This window comes from Streptomyces sp. NBC_00704, assembly GCF_036226605.1.
Taxonomy (GTDB): domain Bacteria; phylum Actinomycetota; class Actinomycetes; order Streptomycetales; family Streptomycetaceae; genus Streptomyces.
Genome location: NZ_CP109000.1, coordinates 3,274,151 through 3,293,884, shown reverse-complemented (window position 1 = coordinate 3,293,884; position 19,734 = coordinate 3,274,151). Strand labels below are relative to the sequence as shown.

19 protein-coding genes are annotated in these 19,734 nt (G+C 73.9%); 9 read left to right on the top strand and 10 right to left on the bottom strand.

Features of this window, described 5'->3' with window-relative positions:
- Window positions 1-45 precede the first annotated feature (45 nt).
- Window positions 46-273, bottom strand: coding sequence for a DUF4287 domain-containing protein (locus tag OG802_RS14345; RefSeq protein ID WP_329410692.1), 228 nt, complete (start codon window positions 271-273; stop codon window positions 46-48).
- 104 nt (window positions 274-377) lie between these two features.
- On the opposite strand from OG802_RS14345, the gene OG802_RS14340 reads away from it, so the two are divergent.
- A complete protein-coding gene (locus OG802_RS14340) occupies window positions 378-689 on the top strand; it encodes a hypothetical protein (protein WP_329410690.1) in 312 nt (103 codons plus the stop codon).
- Window positions 690-802: 113 nt separating this feature from the next.
- On the opposite strand, the gene OG802_RS14335 is transcribed toward OG802_RS14340, so the two are convergent.
- The 3 genes from OG802_RS14335 to OG802_RS14325 all read right to left on the bottom strand — a co-directional run bounded on the left by OG802_RS14335 (window position 803) and on the right by OG802_RS14325 (window position 4,946).
- Complete coding sequence (locus tag OG802_RS14335) at window positions 803-1,603, bottom strand: hypothetical protein (RefSeq protein ID WP_329410688.1); 801 nt, start codon at window positions 1,601-1,603, stop codon at window positions 803-805.
- Window positions 1,604-1,952: 349 nt separating this feature from the next.
- Window positions 1,953-3,173, bottom strand: a complete 1,221-nt coding sequence (locus OG802_RS14330; protein WP_329410687.1) for an acetyl-CoA C-acetyltransferase — start codon at window positions 3,171-3,173, stop codon at window positions 1,953-1,955.
- A 744-nt stretch (window positions 3,174-3,917) separates the two neighbouring features.
- Window positions 3,918-4,946: an SGNH/GDSL hydrolase family protein gene (locus OG802_RS14325; RefSeq protein ID WP_329410685.1), complete on the bottom strand. Its 1,029-nt coding sequence runs from the start codon at window positions 4,944-4,946 to the stop codon at window positions 3,918-3,920.
- A gap of 161 nt (window positions 4,947-5,107) precedes the next feature.
- On the opposite strand from OG802_RS14325, the gene OG802_RS14320 reads away from it, so the two are divergent.
- Window positions 5,108-6,496 carry a cystathionine beta-synthase gene (locus tag OG802_RS14320; protein WP_329410683.1) on the top strand — a complete coding sequence of 463 codons (1,389 nt, stop codon included), beginning with the start codon at window positions 5,108-5,110 and terminating at the stop codon, window positions 6,494-6,496.
- 384 nt (window positions 6,497-6,880) lie between these two features.
- Here the strand turns inward: OG802_RS14320 and OG802_RS14315 are convergent, their stop codons facing one another.
- A complete protein-coding gene (locus OG802_RS14315; RefSeq protein WP_329410680.1) occupies window positions 6,881-7,717 on the bottom strand; it encodes a helix-turn-helix transcriptional regulator in 837 nt (278 codons plus the stop codon).
- A 146-nt stretch (window positions 7,718-7,863) separates the two neighbouring features.
- On the opposite strand from OG802_RS14315, the gene OG802_RS14310 reads away from it, so the two are divergent.
- Window positions 7,864-8,721: an SDR family oxidoreductase gene (locus OG802_RS14310; protein ID WP_329410677.1), complete on the top strand. Its 858-nt coding sequence runs from the start codon at window positions 7,864-7,866 to the stop codon at window positions 8,719-8,721.
- Window positions 8,722-8,736: 15 nt separating this feature from the next.
- Here the strand turns inward: OG802_RS14310 and OG802_RS14305 are convergent, their stop codons facing one another.
- On the bottom strand, window positions 8,737-9,177 hold the full coding sequence (locus OG802_RS14305; protein ID WP_443055246.1) for a hypothetical protein: 441 nt from the start codon (window positions 9,175-9,177) through the stop codon (window positions 8,737-8,739).
- Window positions 9,178-9,450: 273 nt separating this feature from the next.
- On the opposite strand from OG802_RS14305, the gene OG802_RS14300 reads away from it, so the two are divergent.
- Together OG802_RS14300 and OG802_RS14295 are read left to right on the top strand one after the other, a co-directional pair.
- Entirely contained in the window at window positions 9,451-10,329 is an 879-nt protein-coding gene (locus OG802_RS14300; RefSeq protein WP_329410675.1) for a MurR/RpiR family transcriptional regulator, read from the top strand.
- 98 nt (window positions 10,330-10,427) lie between these two features.
- Window positions 10,428-11,015 carry a hypothetical protein gene (locus OG802_RS14295; protein WP_329410673.1) on the top strand — a complete coding sequence of 196 codons (588 nt, stop codon included), beginning with the start codon at window positions 10,428-10,430 and terminating at the stop codon, window positions 11,013-11,015.
- Window positions 11,016-11,336: 321 nt separating this feature from the next.
- On the opposite strand, the gene OG802_RS14290 is transcribed toward OG802_RS14295, so the two are convergent.
- The 4 genes from OG802_RS14290 to OG802_RS14275 are packed head-to-tail and all read right to left on the bottom strand — an operon-like array spanning window position 11,337 to window position 13,659.
- Entirely contained in the window at window positions 11,337-11,711 is a 375-nt protein-coding gene (locus tag OG802_RS14290) for a hypothetical protein (protein WP_329410671.1), read from the bottom strand.
- A gap of 22 nt (window positions 11,712-11,733) precedes the next feature.
- Entirely contained in the window at window positions 11,734-12,261 is a 528-nt protein-coding gene (locus OG802_RS14285) for a roadblock/LC7 domain-containing protein (RefSeq protein ID WP_329410669.1), read from the bottom strand.
- Between the two features lie 34 nt (window positions 12,262-12,295).
- Window positions 12,296-13,210 carry a transcriptional regulator gene (locus OG802_RS14280; RefSeq protein WP_329410667.1) on the bottom strand — a complete coding sequence of 305 codons (915 nt, stop codon included), beginning with the start codon at window positions 13,208-13,210 and terminating at the stop codon, window positions 12,296-12,298.
- Window positions 13,207-13,659 (bottom strand): hypothetical protein, encoded by a 453-nt coding sequence (locus OG802_RS14275; protein WP_329410665.1) that lies wholly within the window; start codon window positions 13,657-13,659, stop codon window positions 13,207-13,209. The genes OG802_RS14280 and OG802_RS14275 overlap by 4 nt, the downstream gene beginning before the upstream one ends.
- 424 nt (window positions 13,660-14,083) lie before the next feature.
- Between OG802_RS14275 and hutU the strand changes: the two genes are divergently transcribed.
- From hutU to hutI, 4 genes are all read left to right on the top strand, one after another.
- Window positions 14,084-15,754 (top strand): urocanate hydratase, encoded by a 1,671-nt coding sequence (gene hutU / locus OG802_RS14270; RefSeq protein WP_329410662.1) that lies wholly within the window; start codon window positions 14,084-14,086, stop codon window positions 15,752-15,754.
- 146 nt (window positions 15,755-15,900) lie between these two features.
- Window positions 15,901-17,142: an allantoate amidohydrolase gene (locus OG802_RS14265; RefSeq protein ID WP_329417060.1), complete on the top strand. Its 1,242-nt coding sequence runs from the start codon at window positions 15,901-15,903 to the stop codon at window positions 17,140-17,142.
- Entirely contained in the window at window positions 17,139-18,485 is a 1,347-nt protein-coding gene (locus OG802_RS14260) for a formimidoylglutamate deiminase (RefSeq protein ID WP_329410660.1), read from the top strand. The genes OG802_RS14265 and OG802_RS14260 overlap by 4 nt, the downstream gene beginning before the upstream one ends.
- A 35-nt stretch (window positions 18,486-18,520) precedes the next feature.
- Window positions 18,521-19,729: an imidazolonepropionase gene (gene hutI, locus OG802_RS14255; RefSeq protein WP_329410657.1), complete on the top strand. Its 1,209-nt coding sequence runs from the start codon at window positions 18,521-18,523 to the stop codon at window positions 19,727-19,729.
- Window positions 19,730-19,734 lie beyond the last annotated feature (5 nt).

Here is a 19,734-nt window from a genome sequence, read left to right as displayed (position 1 = left end):
TCCCGGGGCCCTTCGCCGCGTCGGCGTGGGTGCGTCGCGAGCGCGCTACGTCAGTTTGCGCGCGGCCCTCCTCAGGTCGTACTCGTGGATGATCGCCTTGGCGTGGCCGTACGCGAGGTCGTGCTCGGCGCGCAGCCAGCTGACCTTCTCCTCGAAGCGGAGAGCGGGGCCTTCGTCGACGGTGCGCAGCCAGTCGGAGACCTCACGACCGGTGCAGTGGGGGATGCGGGCCAGTATGTTGCGGTGGGTCTCCTCGGAGAGGACATGGGACATCGGCGCCTCCGGTAGCAAAGGGGATGTAAGCCGGTCCTTCAGGTCACCGTGCCTGAGTGTCCGCCCGTTGGCAACAGTCCCGGTGCGACGCGTACTCTCGCGGCGTGGCTGATACGACGTCCCTGACCCGTGCGGTGGACCGCTTCGCCGACCGTCTGCGCGCCGCCCCGCAGAGCCGGCTGCAAAGAGGCGCGGCCGCCGAGGCGCTCGCGCTCGCGAGGGAGCTGGCCCGGCGGGCCCAGCTCGTCGAGGAGCCCGGCACGCCGCCGCGGGAGATGCCCGACGCCGGGATGTTCGCCGCCGCCGACCAGATCACCGTCGCCGCGCACGACCTGGCCCTCGTGCTCACGGACGAGGGCCAGGTGGAAGAAGCGGTGGAACTGGTGGCGCAGGCCCAGAAACGCGCCGGCGTGTGAGCCTCACGGGCGGGGGCGCAGGCGCGTCGGCGTGTGGGCCTCTCGGACGGAGGCGAAAGCGCGCCGGCCTGTGGGCCTCGCGGGCGGGGCGGAAACGCGCCGGCTGCTGAGTCTCAGAGACTCGCTATGACCCGGTCCGCCAGGATGTAGACGTTGTCCGCGCCGCACTGGAACGTCAGGGTGTACGCGCCGGAGACGCCCGAACCGCCCAGCAGGAACGGGGTCTCGCCCGCGGTGAGGGCCGCGGCGAGGCGTTCCGCCGTCTCACGGTGCCCCGGCGTCATGCACAGGGTGGTGCCGTCGGCGAAGACGTAGACGTCGAGGGTGCCCAGCGGGCCCGGCCGCACGTCGGTCAGTTCGACCTGGGCCGCCGCGAGTTCCTCCAGCGTGGCCACCGTGCGCTCGTGGTCGTTCACGACCGGCGACTGGACCGGCACGAAGTCGGGGTGCGAGGGGTGACGGCGGCGGGCGGCCGCCAGCTCCGCGGACTCGCCGCTGAAGTCGTCGCCGTCCGCGCCGGCCTCGGTCACCGGCTCCAGGCCGATGAAGTCCGCCTGGCGGGGCAGGAACAACTCGCTGTCCGGCAGACCGAGCAGGGAGGGGGCGTCCGAGCCGTCACGGGCCTCCTGGGCGGCCCAGAAGGCGCGCGCCTCGGCCAGCTCCCGCTCCCGCTCCTCCGCGAGCGCCTCGGCCACCGCGGCGCGTATCTCAGCCGCGTCGGCGGTGGTGCGGGCGGCCGGCACGAAGCCGCGCAGGTGCGCGGCCGCGCTCTCGGCGCTCTCTGCGTTCCTCGCGAGTTCGGCGTGCAGGGCGGCGACCTGCCGGCGCAGCTGAAAGAGGGTGCGCAGGACGGCGACGCCCACGGCGCCCGTGGCGGCCGTGGTGACCAGCAAGGCGATCGGCATGGCGCTCACTGACGTACTCCCGGTTCAAAGTCGACCCCCGACTTCCTACATCAGCTTGAAGGGCGGACTATCCAGCTGTCAGTGCGTAACGTCACGAAACGGACAGGACTTTGGGCCTGGGGTTTGCTGCCGAAAGGCGCTGAGCTGGGTAAATCCCTCTGGGAGGGAGATAGGTCACATCCTGGGGGAGATTGGATCACAAAAAGGCCCGGAGTCCAGGTGCTTTCCGGACTCCGGGCTGATCCGTGACGGCAGGTGCTGGAGCGGTTACGCAGAGGCTCCGTCAAGTCGCCGCGTCACGAGGCGTGCTCGCCGTGCCACGGGCCCGCTCGCCGCGTTCCCGTCACGTCACGAGGGGTCAGCTCAGGCGCTCGACGACCATCGCCATGCCCTGGCCGCCGCCCACGCACATGGTCTCCAGACCGAACTGCTTGTCGTGGAACTGCAGGGAGTTGATGAGCGTGCCGGTGATCCGGGCGCCCGTCATGCCGAAGGGGTGGCCGACGGCGATGGCGCCGCCGTTGACGTTCAGCTTGTCGAGGTCGATGCCGAGGTCCCGGTAGGAGGGGATCACCTGGGCGGCGAACGCCTCGTTGATCTCGACCAGGTCGATGTCGTCGATGGTGAGGCCGGCCCGGCGCAGGGCCTGCTTGCTCGCCTCGACCGGGCCGAGGCCCATGATCTCGGGGGACAGGCCCGAGACGCCCGTCGACACGATGCGGGCGAGCGGGGTGAGGCCCAGCTCGCGCGCCTTGGTGTCGCTCATGACGACCACCGCGGCCGCGCCGTCGTTCAGCGGGCAGCAGTTGGCGGCGGTCACCAGGCCGTCGGGGCGGAACACCGGCTTCAGGCCCTGGACGCCCTCCATCGTGACGCCCGCGCGCGGACCGTCGTCCTTGCTGACGACCGTGCCGTCGGGCAGCGTCACCGGCGTGATCTCGCGCTCCCAGAAGCCGTTCTTGAGGGCTTCCTCGGCGAGGTTCTGCGAGCGGACGCCGAACTCGTCCATGTCCTGGCGCGTCACGCCCTTGACGCGGGCGAGGTTCTCCGCGGTCTGGCCCATGGCGATGTAGGCGTCGGGGACGAGGCCGTCCTCGCGCGGGTCGTGCCAGGTGGTGCCCTCCTGCTCGGCGACGGCCGCGGTGCGGGCCTCCGCCTCGGCGAAGAACGGGTTGTGCGTGTCCGGCAGGCTGTCGGAGTTGCCCTTGACGAACCGGGAGACCATCTCGACGCCCGCCGAGATGAAGACGTCGCCCTCGCCGGCCTTGATGGCGTGCAGGGCCATGCGGCTGGTCTGAAGGGACGAGGAACAGTAACGGGTGATCGTGCAGCCGGGGAGGTGGTCCATCCCCATCTGCACAGCCACGATGCGGCCCAGGTTGTTGCCCTGCTCGCCGCCGGGCAGACCGCAGCCGAGCATCAGGTCGTCGATGTCCCTCGGGTCCAGCTCGGGGATCTTGGCGAGGGCCGCCTGGATGATCGTGGCGGTGAGGTCGTCCGGGCGCAGGTCCTTCAGGGAGCCCTTGAAGGCGCGGCCGATGGGCGAGCGGGCGGTCGAGACGATGACTGCTTCGGGCATCACGGCTCCAAGGGGGACTGGACGGGTCGTACGGGCGGCTGCTTGGGAAGTTACCCGTACGTATGGCCTGGGTCACGGGGGTGGGGATGTGACCCTGGCCGCAATTTACTAAGCGCTTGCTTTTGCCTCCGGCGGTGGGGCGGGAATCGTGCGGTGGGGTTGGGCGGGGGTTGTGCGGGTTGGTGGGGGTGGGGGGGGTGTGCGGGTTGGTGGGGTGACCGGCACTGGGGGCTGCGCCCCCAGGCCCCCCTGGACGGGCCTTGTCCTCAAGCTCCCCCGGAGGGGAGGGGTGCCCCCGGACGGGCTGGGGGGTGCGGGTTGGTGGGCTGGCGCGGTTGGTGGGGTGGCCGGGTCTGGGGGGCTGTGCCCCCGGGCCCTCCTTTCGGCCCTGGACCTGCCTTGTCTTCAAGTTCCCCCGGAGGGGAGGGGTGGCCCCGGACGGGCTGGGGGGTGCGGGTTGGTGGGCTGGCGCGGTTGGTGGGGTGGTCGAGTCTGAGGGCTGTGCCCCCAAGCCCTTCTTTCGGCCCTGGACGGGCCTTGTCCTCAAGCTCTCCGGAGGGGGTGCCCCGGACGGGCTGGGGGGTGCGGGTTGGTGGGCTGGCGCGGTTGGTGGGGTGGCCGGGTCTGGGGGTTGTGCCCCCAGGCCCTCCTTTCGGCCCTGGACGGGCGTCGTCCTCAAGTTCCCCCGGAGGGGGTGCCCTCGGACGGGCTGGCTGTGTGCGGGTCGGACGGGCTGGTTGTGGGTCAGGCTGTTGTTCGGGAGGTGGGTTCCGGTTCTGTCACGCGGCGGCGGCGTCGTCGCTTCAGGAGGGCCCAGGGGCCCCGGGGGCCGGTCGGCATCGCCGCCGTCACCTCCGTGCCGGGTTCCGCGGCCGCTTCCGCGGCCGCCCGGGCCACCGGCAGGAAGCCCTCGCGGCGGGCGGCGTCCGGACGCTCCTCGTCGGCCGGCCACAGGCCGAGCGCCGCGCACACCGTGGGCAGCACGGCCATCGCCGCCGTCGCGTAGCCCTCCGCCGACGGGTGGTAGTGGTCGGGGCCGAACAGCTCACGCGGGTTCGCCTCGAACTCGGGCCCCAGCAGGTCGCCCAGGGACACCGTGCGGCCGCCCTGCTCGACGGCGCCGATCGTCTGGGCCGCCGCCAGCTGACGCGACGCCCGGCGCGCCAGCCAGCGCAGCGGCTGCTGGACCGGCTCGATCGTGCCCAGGTCGGGGCAGGTGCCGACGACGACCTCCGCGCCGGCCGTGCGCAGCCGCCGGACCGCCGCCGCCAGGTGCCGCACCGAGCGGGTGGGCGGCATGCGGTGCGTCACGTCGTTCGCGCCGATCATGATCACGCAGACGTCCGGCGCCCGGTCGCAGTCCTGGAGCGCCAGCGCCGCCTGCCGGTCGAGATCGTCGGACTGGGCGCCGGGAAGCGCCACGTTGCGCAGCTCCACGGGCCGTTCCGCGACCGCCGACAGCCCCGAGGCCAGCAGGGCGCCCGGCGTCTGCCCGGAGCGGTGGACCCCCTGGCCCGCCGCCGTGGAGTCGCCCAGCATCGTCAGCCGCAGGGGCTCCCGGCCCGGCCCGGGGGCGTCGTACGCGGTGCCGTAGCGGCCGTCCGCGTGCGGGACGTGCGGGTGCGTCCCGTTGTTCACCTGGCGGCGGGCCAGATGCACCTCCGCCAGCACCAGCCCGGCCACCGCCGCCCCGGCCAGTCCGATGCCGCCGCCGCCGTAGGCCGCGCCGGCCGCGATGCGCCGGGCCACTCTCGCCCTCGACATGCTCGTCATGCCTCGACGCCACCTCCTCGTGTCCGTACACCCACTCCTTGCCCCGTACGCACGGTCGCCCAATCTCGACGAGGAGTGAACATGCCGCTCCGGCCAGGGCCCGCCCCGTACCCTGGCGGGACCACTACGACCACTGTTTTTGCAAGCAACCGGAGACAACGGTGCAATTCCACGACTCGATGATCAGCCTCGTCGGCAACACCCCGCTGGTGAAGCTCAACAGCGTGACCAAGGGCATCCGGGCGACCGTCCTGGCCAAGGTGGAGTACTTCAACCCGGGCGGCTCCGTGAAGGACCGCATCGCCCTGCGCATGATCGAGGCCGCCGAGCAGAGCGGAGAGCTGAAGCCGGGGGGCACGATCGTCGAGCCGACCAGCGGGAACACCGGCGTCGGGCTCGCCATCGTGGCCCAGCAGAAGGGGTACCACTGCATCTTCGTGTGCCCCGACAAGGTGTCGACGGACAAGATCAACGTGCTGCGGGCCTACGGCGCCGAGGTCGTCGTCTGCCCGACCGCCGTGGACCCCGAGCACCCCGACTCCTACTACAACGTCTCCGACCGGCTGGTGCGCGAGACGCCGGGCGCGTGGAAGCCGGACCAGTACTCCAACGCCAACAACCCGCTCTCCCACTACCACTCCACCGGCCCCGAGCTGTGGGAGCAGACGGAGGGGCGGATCACCCACTTCGTCGCCGGCGTCGGCACCGGCGGCACCATCTCCGGCACCGGCCGCTACCTGAAGGACGCCAGCCAGGGCCGGGTCCAGGTCGTCGGCGCCGACCCCGAGGGCTCCGTGTACTCCGGCGGGTCCGGGCGGCCGTACCTGGTCGAGGGCGTCGGCGAGGACTTCTGGCCGACCGCCTACGACCGCACCGTCGCCGACGAGATCGTCCCCGTCTCCGACAAGGACTCCTTCCAGATGACCCGGCGGCTGGCCAAGGAGGAGGGCCTGCTGGTGGGCGGCTCCTGCGGCATGGCCGTCGTCGCCGCGCTGCGCGTCGCCGAGCGGCTCGGCCCGGACGACGTCGTCGTCGTCCTGCTGCCCGACAGCGGCCGCGGCTACCTCTCCAAGATCTTCAACGACGAGTGGATGGCCGACTACGGCTTCCTCGAGGACGACGGCCCCAGCGCCCGCGTCGCCGACGTCCTCAACGACAAGGTGCACGGCGCCATCCCGTCCCTCGTCCACATGCACCCCGACGAGACCGTGGGCCAGGCCATCGAGGTGCTGCGCGAGTACGGCGTCTCGCAGATGCCGATCGTGAAGCCGGGCGCCGGTCACCCGGACGTCATGGCCGCCGAGGTCGTCGGGTCGGTCGTGGAACGGGAGCTGCTGGACGCCCTGTTCACCCAGCGGGCCTCGCTCGACGACCCGCTGGAGAAGCACATGTCCGCGCCGCTGCCGCAGGTCGGCTCCGGCGAGCCGGTGGGCGACCTGATGTCCGTGCTCGGCACGGCCGACGCGGCGATCGTCCTCGTCGAGGGCAAGCCCACCGGGGTCGTCAGCCGCCAGGACCTGCTGGCCTTCCTCGCCAAGGGCGGTAAGTGACCTTTGCGTGACGGGGGCCGTGACGGCGGGGAAACCTGCGGTGAACGGCCCCCCGGAGCGCCGGACTTCCGTTTCCCCACCGGATCGGTGGACTTCGCGGAATCGGTACGCGCGTGTCACGTGCACGCAGCACCCGGTTAACACGCGTCCGGCATCGTGGTGGGTGTCGGCGGGGAGCGGCTCCCCCGCCGGCGGGCGAACGGCGTCACGGACCTCCGGAGCGGCTCCCGGACCTCCCACGACGCCACGGACGCGCAAGCCCGGCCTGACCCGGCCCGCGTCCCTCGCGGGGACCGCCGTCGTCCCGCCCCCCGGCAACGGGGGTGCGGCGGTCCCCGCGCAAGCCTCCCGGCCCGGCCGGGCGCCCGCCCGCGGCCCGGCTTCTCAGGGTGACGTCCGCACCGGTGCGGCTCCCCAACTGCCCAGCAGCCTCAGCCGTTCCTCCGTCTCGGAGCCCGCCTCCGCGGTGTAGACCAGCAGGGTCTGGTCCGGGTCCGCCCCCACCGCCAGCGTCTCGTAGGGGAAGGTCAGCAGACCCGCGACCGGGTGCTGGATCCGCTTCACCCCGTAGGCGCACTCCCGGACCGGATGGTCGGCCCACAGCCTGCGGAACTCCTCGCTCTTCAGCGACAGTTCCCCCACCAGCGCGGTCAGCCGGCGGTCGTCCTGGTGATGGCCCGCCAGCATCCGCAGGTGCGCCACGCACTGGACGGCGACCGCGGACCACTCCGGGTAGAAGTCGCGCGAGCCGGGGTCGAGGAACACGTGCCGGGGGATGCTGCGGCCCTCGAACCCGCTCCCGCTGTACCCGAAGACCGCGTCGGCGAGCGGGTTCCACGCCAGCACGTCCATCCGCTGGTCCAGCACGAACGCGGGAGTGCGCTCCATGCTGTCGAGCAGCGCCCGCACCCCCGGCCGGACACGGGGCGCGGACGGCCGCCCGGCGGGCCTGCGGGGGCGGGCGACGGCGCGCAGGTAGGCGTGCTCGGTGTCGTCCAGGCGCAGGACGCGGGCCACCGCGTCCAGGACCGCGTCGCTGACGGCGGGGCCGCGGCCCTGCTCCAGGCGTATGTAGTAGTCGACGCTCACTCCAGCGAGCTGCGCCACCTCCTCGCGCCGCAGACCGGGGACGCGCCGGCGCCCGTGCGAGGGCAGTCCGACCTCCTCCGGCCGGATGCGAGCACGGCGCGAGCGCAGAAAATCTCCGAGGTCCCCGTCCATGGGTCCGATCGTAGGGGACGGGCGCCCGGCGATCCTGGTACTGCCGGACCCAGGAAAAGCGCATCCCTGGGTAGCTCCGGGACGGGCGGCCACAGTGGTGCGTGCCGCCGGGGAGACGCCCCGGCCCACCGCACCGGGAGCGACGGATGACGCACCAGAACCCGCACCAGAACCCGCACGAGAACCTGCACGGTGCCCCGCACGACGACCCGCGGCGGAACCCGCGGGACGTCCCGTTCGCGACGCCGTACCCGAGCCTCGCCGGGCGCACCGCTGTCGTCACCGGCGCCGCCAGCGGGATCGGGGAGGCGGTGGCCGCGCTGCTCGCCGCGTCGGGCGCACGGGTCGCGCTGCTGGCCCGGCGCGCGGACCGGCTGGAAGCGGTCGCCGAGAAGATCCGCGCCGACGGCGGCGAGGCCCTCGCGGTCGTCGCCGACGTCACCGACGACGCGTCCGTGACCGCCGCCGCCGACCGGATCAGGGAGGCCTACGGGACCGTCGACCTGGTCGTCAACAACGCCGGCGTCATGCTGCCCAACCCCGTCGACGCCGGCCGCGCCGACGAGTGGCAGCGGATGCTCGACACCAACGTCACCGGGGTGCTGCGCATGATCCGCGCCTTCACCGGCGACCTGGTGGAGAGCGCGGCCCGCGGGCGCGCCGCCGACCTGGTGAACGTGTCGTCCATCGGCGCGCACATCACGTTCCCGAACTACGCGGTGTACGGCGCGACCAAGGCCGCCGTCACCTATCTGTCCCAGTCGCTGCGCACCGAGTTCGGGCCGCGGGACGTGCGGGTCACCAACGTCGAGCCGGGGCTGACGGAGACCGAACTGGCGACGCATCTCGACAACGACGAACTGGCCGGGCAGCTGGACGGCATGCTCGACGCCATCGGGGCGCTGTCCTCGGCGGAGATCGCCGACGTCGTCGCCTACGCGACCAGCCGCCCCCGGCACGTCAACCTGCGCCAGATCGTGGTCCTGCCGACCCGGCAGGCGTGACGCCCCGGGCGCGGATCAGTCGTCGTCCCGCACGGACCGCCGGCGCGGACCCGGCAGCAGTTCGGGGTTGCTGCGGGCGGCCTGGACGAAGTTCACGCCGACGACGCCGATCCAGGTGGTGACCACGCCGGCGAAACCGGCGAAGGCGCCGCAGACCGCCGACAGCGGGATCGCCAGGATCAGCGAGACGATGCCGAAGCCGAAGCGCTCGCCCCAGGAGTCCGCCGACCCGGGCGAGCGGGTCCCCCGGGCCGTCGCCATTTGCTGCTCGGCGAGCCGGCGCCGCACCCGGCGCTCCACCGCGCTGTCGATGCGCTGGTCGACCTTCTCCAGGAACGAGTCGACCAGCGCGGACTCGTACTCCTCGCCCAGCTCCCTGCGCGTCTGCAAGGTGGCGTCCAGCTCCTTCTTCAGGTCCGTGTCCCGCGCGTCCATGGCCGTCTCCCGTCCCGTCATGGACAAAGGCTAGGGAGCGGGGGGCGTCCGGCGCACTGGGGTTAGCCCCCCTGTCCCGGTGGGGCCCGCGGGCGGGAACCCCTTGCCCGGCTGTATGACGTCATGCAGAGTTCTCGGTGAGTGAATGGATCGTCGACGGAGCGGCGCGATGGCGTCCGGTCCGGCCTCGGGTGCGAGGTGCGGTCCGGGCCGGGGCCCTGGCGCACCGCCGGACCGGTTCACGGACACCACGGACACCACGGACACCACGGACACCTGGAGGGGGAGCGGGGCATGAGCGCGCAGACGGAGTTCGGCGAGAGCGGGCCGGGGCACGGGGCGGACGGTCCCGCCGCCCGGCTTCAGACCCTCTTCGAGGGGCACCGGCTGACGCCGACGCAGCGGCGGATCGCCCACAGCATGGTGCGCCGGGCGGCCGACGTGCCGTTCCTGTCCAGTGTGGAACTGGCCGAGCTGGCCGGGGTCAGCCAGCCGTCCGTCACCCGCTTCGCGGTCGCCCTCGGCTTCGACGGCTACCCCGCCCTGCGCCGGCATCTGCGCGAGGTCGCCCCCGCCGGGCAGCCCGCCGAAGCCGCCTCGTACAACGAGTACCAGCAGGCCGTCGAGGCCGAGATCGAGAACCTGCGCCACCTCGCCGAGGCGCTCGCCGACCCCCGCCCGGTGCGGCGGGCGGGCCGGCTGCTGGCGGCCTCGCGCCCGCTGCCCGTCCTCGGCCTGCGGGCCGCCGCCTCCCAGGCGTACGGATTCGCGTACTTCGCCGCCAAGGTCCATCCGGACGTACGGCTGCTGCACGAGGGCGGCACCATGATCCACGACCGGATCGACGCTGCCGTCCGGGCCGGCGCCTCCGCCCTGCTCTGCTTCGCGCTGCCCCGGCACCCGCGCGAGGTCGTCGACACCCTCGGCTACGCGCGGGAGGCCGGGCTGAGCGTGGTGACGGTCGCCGACTCCGCGTTCGCGCCGGTCGCCAAGGTCTCCGACCTGCTGCTGCCGGCCGCCGTCGGCACCGGACTCGCCTTCGACACGGCCTGTGCGCCGATGCTGCTCGGGCGGGTGCTGCTGGAGGCGATGTGCGACGACCTGCCCGACGCGCAGGCCCGGCTGGAGGAGTTCGACACGCGGGCGGCGGCGCGCGGCCTGTTCGTGGAGTGACCCCGCCCGCCGGGGCGGCGCGCTCTCAGACTCGTCTCACGTTCGCTCACTAGTCTGCGCGGTCACGGAAACAGTGCCTGAGTGACGAGGAGGCGGACGTGGCACGCGGAGGACAGGGGTTGGCTCGGGTGGCCGTCGTCGTACGGGCCGGAGCCGCGCCGATGTGGTGGTGCGGGGTGGTGGCGGCGGGGGTCGGCGTCCTGACGCCGGGCCTCACGGGACGGCGGATCGGCGTGCTCGCCGGGGCCGCGCTGTTCATCGTGGCCGCGGCGCTGACGGGACTGCGCGGCCGGCGCCGGTTCACCGAGCTGGGCCGCGGAGTCGCCCGGGCCGGCAAGCACGACGTGCTGCAGGACAGGGCGGTCACCGTGCGCACCTGGCGGCGCGGTCACCGCTGGTGGCTGCTGCTCGCCTTCCTCGGCGCGCTGGCCGCCTCCCTCGCGGCGCCCTCGGCCGGCGGACTGCTGCTCGCCGGCTGCGGGGCCGGGCTGCACTGGAAGGCCGCCTGGATCGGACGGCGCGAGCGGGAGAACGACGTGCTGCTGTGGGTGCGCGTCGACTGGCTCGACCGGCACGGCGGACGCCCGGCCGGCAAGGCCGTCAAGGCGTACCGCGGCACCGGCGTCGCGGCGGGCGACGCGGCACCGGGCGGAGCGCGCCGCCGCACCGCGGCCCTGGCCGCCTGAGGACCGGCGGGGACGGGGACGTGCGGACCGGGGCGCGGAACGGGGCCTTGACCGGGACGGGTCCTGACCGGGACGGGCCCTGATCGGGACGGGCCCTGACCGGGACCGGCCCTGATCGAGGCGGGTCCTGACCGGGACCGGCCCTGTTCGGGACGGGCCCTGACCGGGACCGGCCCTGACCGGGACCGGCCCTGACCGGGACCGGCCCTGATCGAGGCGGGCGCGGACCGGGCCGGGACGGGCAAGTGCCCTGCGGCCGGGTCCGCGCGCTCGCGCCGGATGCGCGGGCGGGATCCCGGAGGGGGCCGCCCGGCGCGGGGCTCAGACCTCCAGCTCCTCCTCGATCTTCCTCAGCTGGTGGCGGGCCATCGCGAGGTTGGCCCGCTTGGCGTCCAGGACCAGGTACATGAACAGTCCGTTGCCGCCGCGGCCGCTGATCAGTCTGATCAGGTGGTACTGGTCGTTCAGGGTGATCAGGATGTCCTCGATCTCGCCCTTGAGCCCGAGGTGTTCCATGGTGCGCATCTTGGCGCGCACCACGTCGGTGTTGCCGGCGGCGGCGACGTTCAGGTCGAAGGTCTTGCTGCCGCCCAGCGTGCCGAGCGCCATGCCGCTGGTGTAGTCGACGAGCGCGACGCCCGTCGCCCCCTCGATGGAGGCGAGGCACTCTTTCAGCGTGGTTTCGGTGTTGGCCATGACGTGTGCTCCTCGGTTCCTGTCAGCTTTCGGTGGTGGTGCGCGCGTTGGCGGTGGCCGGGCCGCGCGCCGTTCTGGTCCGTGGGGTCGGGGGCTTGGCCGGTGTGCGCACCGGCGGCTTGGCGGGGGGCTTCGGCGGCGCCTCGGCGGGCGAGGCCCGTGCCCGCCGGGCGGCCGCCTCCCGGGCGTCCACCAGCTCCCCGACGCGGGCTCCGGCGCGGCGGCCCTCCAGGTGCAGCCGGCCGACGTTGACGCGGTCCTGCGCGAGCAGGGTCAGCACGGCGGACTCACCGGCCGCGTACGTGGCGACGTAGCCGTACCGGCCGCGCACGAGCAGCTCGCGGAAGTCGCCCTGGCCGGTGGTGTCCGCCATCCGCACCGCGACGCCGAGGGCGGCGGCGGTCAGCGCGGCCACCACCTCCGGCTCCACGCCGGGCGTGTCGTGGGCGAGGACGAGGCCGTCCACGCCGGCCGCGAGGGCGCCTGTCAGCTGGGGCACTCGCGCCCGCAGCCGCCGCAGTTCGTCGAGTATCTCGGGCGCCGAGGCCATCAGCTCGCTCCTCTCGGCACGCGGTCGCTGCCGTTCAAAGGGCCTCCAGCGCATCCCTGAGCCTCTTCAGCAGGGTGATGTCGGGGTCGTTGACGCGGGGCAGGGTGATGCCCCGCGGCGGTTCGGCCGCGGCGGTCGCGGCGGTCGCGGCGAGCGCGTGACGGGGCGGCAGGCCGGGCCCGGCGGCGGCCGGGGATTTCGGGGCGCGCGGCGGCGGGAACAGGGCCGTCAGCAGCCCCGCCGCGGCCAGCCGCCGGACGTCGACCAGGGTGTGGAAGGCCTGCCGGCCCAGCTTGCGGGCGATGTCCGGCGCGGTGCGCACACCGTCCGCCAGGGCCAGCACCGCGCCCTGCCGGGCGGTCGGCGTCGGCGCGGCGACGGCGTCGGCGCGGCGCAGCGGCGCCCCGTCGGTCAGCGGGTCCGGCCACAGCCGGTCCAGCAGCTCGCGCCGGCGCAGCGTCTCGCGCTCGACCGCGGCGACCGGGACGGGCCGCAGGGCGCCCAGCCAGTGCCCGGCCCCGTAGCGGAAGTGCCCGGGGGTGCTGCTGGGGGCGAGCGCGAAGTAGGCCGCGTCGTACACCGCCTCCAGGTGGCACAGCTCCAGCGCGCCGCGCGGGACGCGGCCGGCGTCGAGCAGCAGCCGGGCGGCGCCGTACTCCTCGTCGGCCCGGTCCACCGCGTCCTGCCAGACGGCGGGGGCGAGGGTGCCGTGGGCCAGGAGGAGCACGTCGAGGCCCGGGGCGAGCGGGCTCTCGGCGTGCACCACGCGGCCCTCGGCGAGGTAGAGCGAGCCGCGCTCGCGCTCCAGGACGCCCGTCGCCCGCTCGGCCGCGAGCCGGGTGAGCATCGGCGACAGCGCGCCGCCGCGGTCGCGGGCCCCGGACTTCTCCCGCACGGGCAGCCGGGGCGGCGGGGTCGTCCCCTGGGGGTGCGTTCTCACCGCGGTCACCCGAGCACCAGCCGTCCGGCCATCTCGCCCAGCCGGATCCGGGCGAGCGCCAGGTTGCCGTCCGGCCGGCCCAGCCACACGTGCAGGAACACGCTGCTGTCGAAGGACGTCGGCACGAAGCGCAGCACGTGGTAGCTGTCCCGGTTGCTGATGATCAGGTCCTCGACCGGGGGATCGACGCCGGCCGCCCCGGCCGTCGCGTCGCCCCCGCCGGGTCCGTCGCCGCCGTCGGCGTGCTCGTGGCGGGCGTAGCCGTCGGGCGCGAAGGCCCGCTGCTCCGCCGTGAGCCGGGCGACCTCGGCGGCCTCGGCCGCGGCCGCCTCGTGGTCGCCGCCGGGGAACTCCCCGACCGCGCCCAGGGCCAGTCCGCTCGTCCAGTCGACCAACGCGGCGCCCCGTGCGCCGGGCAGCCGCATGGCCTCCAGTAGACACTCGTCGATTCCGGGCACCGTTGGCTCCCCTCCCGCCTGCGGTTCGGCTGAGTGATGAAGAAGCTACGCAACGTAGGCGCGAGGGGGTGAGTCTTCTGGCATTTTCCAGCGGAACATGCGGCGGGATGGCTAACGTGGGTCGACTGACCTCGTTTCGGGCCGGCCGGCGCCCCATGTGTCCCTTCAACACCTCGCGACCGGCGCACGTCAACGGCGCGCGTGTCCCGCCGGGGTGGTGCGCGGCGCATTGCGCGCCCCCGTCGCCCCTTCCCTTTCCCTCCCCCGTCGGGGTGCGTTCCCTCCCGTCCTCCCGGCGTGGCTGGTCGCGTGCCCGGAGCGCGGCTCGTCGCGCCCGTGTATTGACTAGCTCTATTCAGAACGTCAGGATGTGAATAACAACAGCAAAATCCGCCAGGATCACCCATCCGCAAGGAGGCCGACCATGTCAGGACCCCGCCCCGTACGAGCGCCGCGCGGTACGGAACTGAGCGCCCTGGGATGGCAGCAGGAGGCCGCGCTGCGGATGCTGCAGAACAACCTCGACCCCGAGGTCGCCGAGCACCCCGACAAGCTCGTCGTCTACGGCGGCACCGGCAAGGCCGCCCGCGACTGGCGCTCCTTCGACGCGATGGTCCGCACCCTGCGCACCCTCAAGCAGGACGAGACCATGCTCGTCCAGTCCGGCCGCCCGGTCGGCGTCATGCAGACCCACGAGTGGGCCCCGCGCGTCCTCATCGCCAACTCCAACCTCGTCGGCGACTGGGCCAACTGGGAGGAGTTCCGCCGCCTGGAACAGCTGGGCCTGACCATGTACGGCCAGATGACCGCCGGGTCCTGGATCTACATCGGCACCCAGGGCATCCTCCAGGGCACCTACGAGACCTTCGCCGCCGTCGCCGCGAAGAAGTTCGGCGGCACCCTCGCCGGCACGATCACCCTCACCGCGGGCCTCGGCGGCATGGGCGGCGCCCAGCCGCTCGCCGTGACGATGAACGACGGCGTGGCGATCTGCGTCGACTGCGACCCGCGCGCCATCGACCGCCGCATCGAGCACCGCTACCTGGACGTCCGGGCCGACGACCTCGACCACGCGCTCCGGCTCGCCGTGGAGGCCAGGGACCAGCGCAGGCCCCTGTCCATCGGCGTCCTCGGCAACGCCGCCGAGGTCGTCCCGCAGCTGCTGGCGATGGGCGCGCCCGTCGACATCGTCACCGACCAGACCTCCGCCCACGACCCGCTGGCGTACCTGCCCACCGGCATCGCCTTCGAGGACATGGCCGACGCCGCCGAGAAGGACCCGGCCGGATTCACCACCCGGGCCCGCGAGTCGATGGCCCGCCACGTCGAGGCGATGGTCGGCTTCATGGACGCCGGCGCCGAGGTCTTCGACTACGGCAACTCCATCCGCGGCGAGGCCCGGCTGGCCGGCTACGACCGCGCGTTCGCCTTCCCCGGCTTCGTCCCGGCCTACATCCGCCCGCTGTTCTGCGAGGGCAAGGGCCCCTTCCGCTGGGCCGCCCTGTCCGGCGAGGCCTCGGACATCGCCAAGACCGACAAGGCGATCCTCGACCTCTTCCCGGAGAACGAGTCCCTCGCCCGCTGGATCAAGCTGGCCGGCGAACGCGTCCACTTCCAGGGCCTGCCCGCCCGCATCTGCTGGCTCGGCTACGGCGAACGCGACAAGGCCGGCGAGCGCTTCAACGACATGGTGGCGTCGGGCGAACTGGCCGCCCCCCTCGCCATCGGCCGCGACCACCTCGACTGCGGCTCGGTCGCCTCCCCGTACCGCGAGACCGAGGCCATGCTCGACGGCTCCGACGCGATCGCCGACTGGCCGCTGCTGAACGCCATGGTCAACGTCGCCTCGGGCGCCTCCTGGGTCTCCCTCCACCACGGCGGCGGCGTCGGCATGGGCCGCTCCATCCACGCCGGCCAGGTCTCGGTGGCGGACGGCACCAGGCTCGCCGGCGAGAAGATCCGCCGCGTGCTGACCAACGACCCCGGCATGGGCGTCATCCGGCACGTCGACGCCGGCTACGACATCGCAGAGTCCGTCGCCGACGAGCGGGGCGTGCGCGTGCCGATGAACGAGGGCGAGGGCGAGGCGCGGTGACGACCGCAGACGGCCGTGCGGCGGGCGCCGAGCGCCCGTCGCCGCCCCCCGCCGACCGGCCCCGCACGGGCCCCCGCGCGCACGAGCCGCAGTACCATGAGCCGCATGCGCCGGCGTCCCCGGTGGCCGGCGCCTCCTTCCAGGAGATGTGGCGCGAACTCGCGCCCCTCGGGCGGCACCGCGACTCCGGCGGCTACCGCCGCTACGCCTGGACCGCCGCCGACGCCGACTGCCGCGCCTGGTTCCGGCAGCAGGCCGAGACACGAGGGCTGGCCTACGAGGTCGACCGCAACGGCAACCAGTGGGCCTGGCTCGGCGACCCCGGCGCCGGGGACGCCGTCGTCACCGGCTCGCATCTCGACTCCGTGCCCGACGGCGGCGCCTTCGACGGGCCCCTCGGCGTCGTGTCCTCGTTCGCGGCCCTCGACGAACTGCTCGCCCGGGGCGTGGAGTTCACCAGGCCGCTCGCCCTCGTCAACTTCGGGGACGAGGAGGGCGCCCGCTTCGGCCTGGCCTGCGTCGGGTCGCGCCTCGCCGCCGGGCAGCTCACCGTCGAGCAGGCGCACCGGCTCACCGACGCCGAGGGGATCACCCTGCCGCGGGCCATGGAGGCCGCCGGCCACGACCCCGACGCCCTCGGCGCCGACCCGGAGCGGCTCGGCCGCATCGGCGCGTTCGTGGAACTGCACGTCGAACAGGGCCGCGCCCTGGACCTCAGCGGCGACCGGGTCGGCCTCGCCAGCGCCATCTGGCCGCACGGACGCTGGCGGTTCGACTTCCGCGGCGAGGCCAACCACGCCGGCACCACCCGCCTCGCGGACCGGCGCGACCCCATGCTGTCCTACGCCGAGACGGTCCTCGCTGCCCGCCGCGAGGCCGAACTCGCGGGCGCCGTCGCCACTTTCGGCAAGATCTCCGTCGAGCCGAACGGCGTCAACGCCATCCCCTCCCTGGTGCGCGGCTGGCTCGACTCCCGCGCCGCCGACCAGGCCACCCTGGACCAGGTCGTCGAGGGCGTCGAGAAGGCCGCCCTCGGCTACGCGCAGGCCCACGGGATCGACCTGGACGTCGTCCGCGAGTCGTTCACGCCCGTCGTCGAGTTCGACCACGCCCTGCGCGACGAACTGGCCCGCATCCTGGGCGCCGGCGCGGGCGCGGGCGACACCGCGGGAACGGGCGGGAGCGGGACCGGTCTCAGGGTGCCCGTGCTCGGAACGGGCGCCGGACACGACGCCGGAATCCTCTCCGCGAGCATCCCGACCGCCATGCTGTTCGTGCGCAACCCCACGGGCGTCTCGCACTCCCCGGCCGAGTTCGCCGCCGAGGACGACTGCGTGGCCGGGGTGCTCGCACTCGCCGACGCACTGGAAGGGCTGGCCTGCAGGTGACCCACCCCCACACGCGCACGTACTGGCTGGAGCACGCCTGGCTCGACACCCACGTCGAGCCGGGAGTCGCCGTCGACGTCGCGGACGGCCGGCTCACGGCCGTCCGCACGGACGTGCCGGCCCCGCCACCCGGCGCCGAGATCCTGCGCGGCCTGACCCTGCCGGGGCTGGCGAACGCCCACTCGCACGCCTTCCACCGCGCGCTGCGCGGAACCGTCCAGGTCGGCTCCGGCACCTTCTGGACCTGGCGCGAGGTCATGTACTCGGTCGCCGACAAGCTCACGCCGGAGACCTACCACGCGCTGGCCCGCGCCGTGTACGCCGAGATGGCGTTGGCGGGCGTCACCTCCGTCGGCGAGTTCCACTACGTGCACCACGCCCCCGGCGGCGCCCGCTACGCCGACCCCAACGCCATGGGCGAGGCCCTGATCGCGGCGGCCGCCGACGCCGGCATCCGCATCACCCTCCTCGACACCGCCTATCTGTCCTCCGGCTTCGGACAGCCGCCCACCGCCCACCAGCTGCGGTTCTCCGACGGGAGCGCCGAAGCCTGGGCCGAACGCTGTTCAGTTCTCAAGGAACGGGATCACGCGCGGATCGGAGCGGCCGTCCACTCCGTGCGGGCCGTGCCCGCCGGCCAGATGGAGACCGTCGCCCGGTGGGCCGAGGAGCGGCGCGCCCCGCTCCATGTGCACCTGTCCGAGCAGACGGCCGAGAACGACGCCTGCCGCGAGGCCCACGGGTGCACCCCGACCCAGCTGCTCGCCCTGCACGGCGTGCTCGGGCCGCGCACCACCGGCGTCCACAACACCCACCTCACCGCCGAGGACGTCTCCCTCATCGGCCGCAGCGGCACCGGAACCTGCATGTGCCCCACCACCGAACGCGACCTCGCCGACGGCATCGGGCCCGCCGTCGCCCTGCAGAACGAGGGCTCACCGCTCTGCCTGGGCTCCGACAGCCACGCCGTCATCGACCTCCTCGAAGAGGCCCGCGCGATGGAACTCGACGAGCGCCTGCGCACCCGCACCCGCGGTCACTGGACCGCGGCCGCGCTGCTGCGCGCCGCGTCCGCCGACGGCCACGCGGCCCTCGGCTGGCACGAGGCCGGCAGGATCGAGGAGGGCGGGCTCGCCGACCTCACGACCATCGCGCTCGACTCGGTCAGGACAGCGGGGCCGCTGCCCCGGCTCGGCGCCGAGACGGCCGTATTCGCCGCGAGCGCGGCGGACGTCCGGCACACCGTCGTGGGCGGACGGCATGTCGTACGGGACGGGGCGCACACGCTCGTGCCGGATGTGCCGCAGGCCCTCGCGCAGGCCGTCGACGCCCTGCGCGGCTGACCACCGCCCCCCGCCCGGCCACCCATGAGGACGCCATGAGCAGCACCGTCATCACCAACATCGCCACGCTGGTCACCAACGATCCCTCCCTCGGACACGGGTCCCCCCGGTCGGACGCCTTCGAGGACGGGGGCAGCTCGCCCCTCGGCCTGATCCGGGACGCGGCGGTCGTCATCGACGGCGACCGGATCGCGTGGACCGGTGAATCAAGCAAAGCACCCGCCACTGACAACCGGGTCGACGCCGGCGGCCGCGCGGTCCTCCCCGGCTTCGTCGACTCCCACTCCCACCTGGTGTTCGCGGGCGACCGCACCGAGGAGTTCAACGCCCGCATGTCCGGCCGCGGTTACACGGCGGGCGGCATCCGCACGACCGTGGCGGCCACCCGGGCCGCGAGCGACGAGGAACTGGAGGTCAACCTCACCCGTTATCTGAGCGAGGCCCTCAGCCAGGGCACCACCACCATGGAGACCAAGTCCGGCTACGGCCTGACGGTCGCCGACGAGGCGCGCGCCCTGCGCCTCGCGGCACGCCACACCGACGAGGTCACCTACCTCGGCGCCCACATCGTCCCCCCCGACCACGCCGACGACCCGGCCGCCTACGTCGCCCTGGTCACCGGCGAGATGCTCGACGCCTGCGCCCCGCACGCCCGCTGGATCGACGTGTTCTGCGAGAAGGGCGCCTTCGACGGGGACCAGGCCCGCGCGATCCTCACCGCCGGCCGGGCGAAGGGGCTGCACCCCCGCATCCACGCCAACCAGCTCTCCCACGGCCCCGGCGTGCAGCTGGCGGTCGAGCTGGACGCGGCCAGCGCCGACCACTGCACCCACCTCACGGACGCGGACGTGGACGCCCTCGCGAGCGGCGAGACCGTCGCCACACTGCTGCCCGGCGCCGAGTTCTCCACCCGTGCCGCGTGGCCGGACGCCCGCCGGCTGCTGGACGCGGGCGTCACCGTCGCCCTCTCCACGGACTGCAACCCCGGTTCGTCCTTCACGTCGTCCATGCCGTTCTGCGTCGCGCTCGCCGTGCGGGACATGGGGATGACCCCGGACGAGGCGGTGTGGTCGGCCACGGCGGGCGGCGCCGCGGCCCTGCGCCGCACGGACGTGGGCCGCGTGACCCCCGGCGCGTACGCCGACCTGACCCTGCTGGACGCTCCCAGCCACGTCCACCTGGCCTACCGGCCGGGAGTTCCCCTGGTGTCCGGCGTCTGGCGCAGGGGCGTGCGCGTGGTCTGAGGGGG

Coding starts and splice junctions, on each gene's coding strand:
- hutU (WP_329410662.1), top strand. CDS start 14,084: ATGTCAGGACCCCGCCCCGTACGAGCGCCGCGCGGTACGGAACTGAGC.
- OG802_RS14310 (WP_329410677.1), top strand. CDS start 7,864: ATGACGCACCAGAACCCGCACCAGAACCCGCACGAGAACCTGCACGGT.
- hutI (WP_329410657.1), top strand. CDS start 18,521: ATGAGCAGCACCGTCATCACCAACATCGCCACGCTGGTCACCAACGAT.
- OG802_RS14330 (WP_329410687.1), bottom strand. CDS start 3,173: ATGCCCGAAGCAGTCATCGTCTCGACCGCCCGCTCGCCCATCGGCCGC.
- OG802_RS14325 (WP_329410685.1), bottom strand. CDS start 4,946: ATGACGAGCATGTCGAGGGCGAGAGTGGCCCGGCGCATCGCGGCCGGC.
- OG802_RS14285 (WP_329410669.1), bottom strand. CDS start 12,261: ATGGCCTCGGCGCCCGAGATACTCGACGAACTGCGGCGGCTGCGGGCG.
- OG802_RS14305 (WP_443055246.1), bottom strand. CDS start 9,177: ATGACGGGACGGGAGACGGCCATGGACGCGCGGGACACGGACCTGAAG.
- OG802_RS14290 (WP_329410671.1), bottom strand. CDS start 11,711: ATGGCCAACACCGAAACCACGCTGAAAGAGTGCCTCGCCTCCATCGAG.
- OG802_RS14300 (WP_329410675.1), top strand. CDS start 9,451: ATGAGCGCGCAGACGGAGTTCGGCGAGAGCGGGCCGGGGCACGGGGCG.
- OG802_RS14315 (WP_329410680.1), bottom strand. CDS start 7,717: ATGGACGGGGACCTCGGAGATTTTCTGCGCTCGCGCCGTGCTCGCATC.
- OG802_RS14265 (WP_329417060.1), top strand. CDS start 15,901: ATGTGGCGCGAACTCGCGCCCCTCGGGCGGCACCGCGACTCCGGCGGC.
- OG802_RS14345 (WP_329410692.1), bottom strand. CDS start 273: ATGTCCCATGTCCTCTCCGAGGAGACCCACCGCAACATACTGGCCCGC.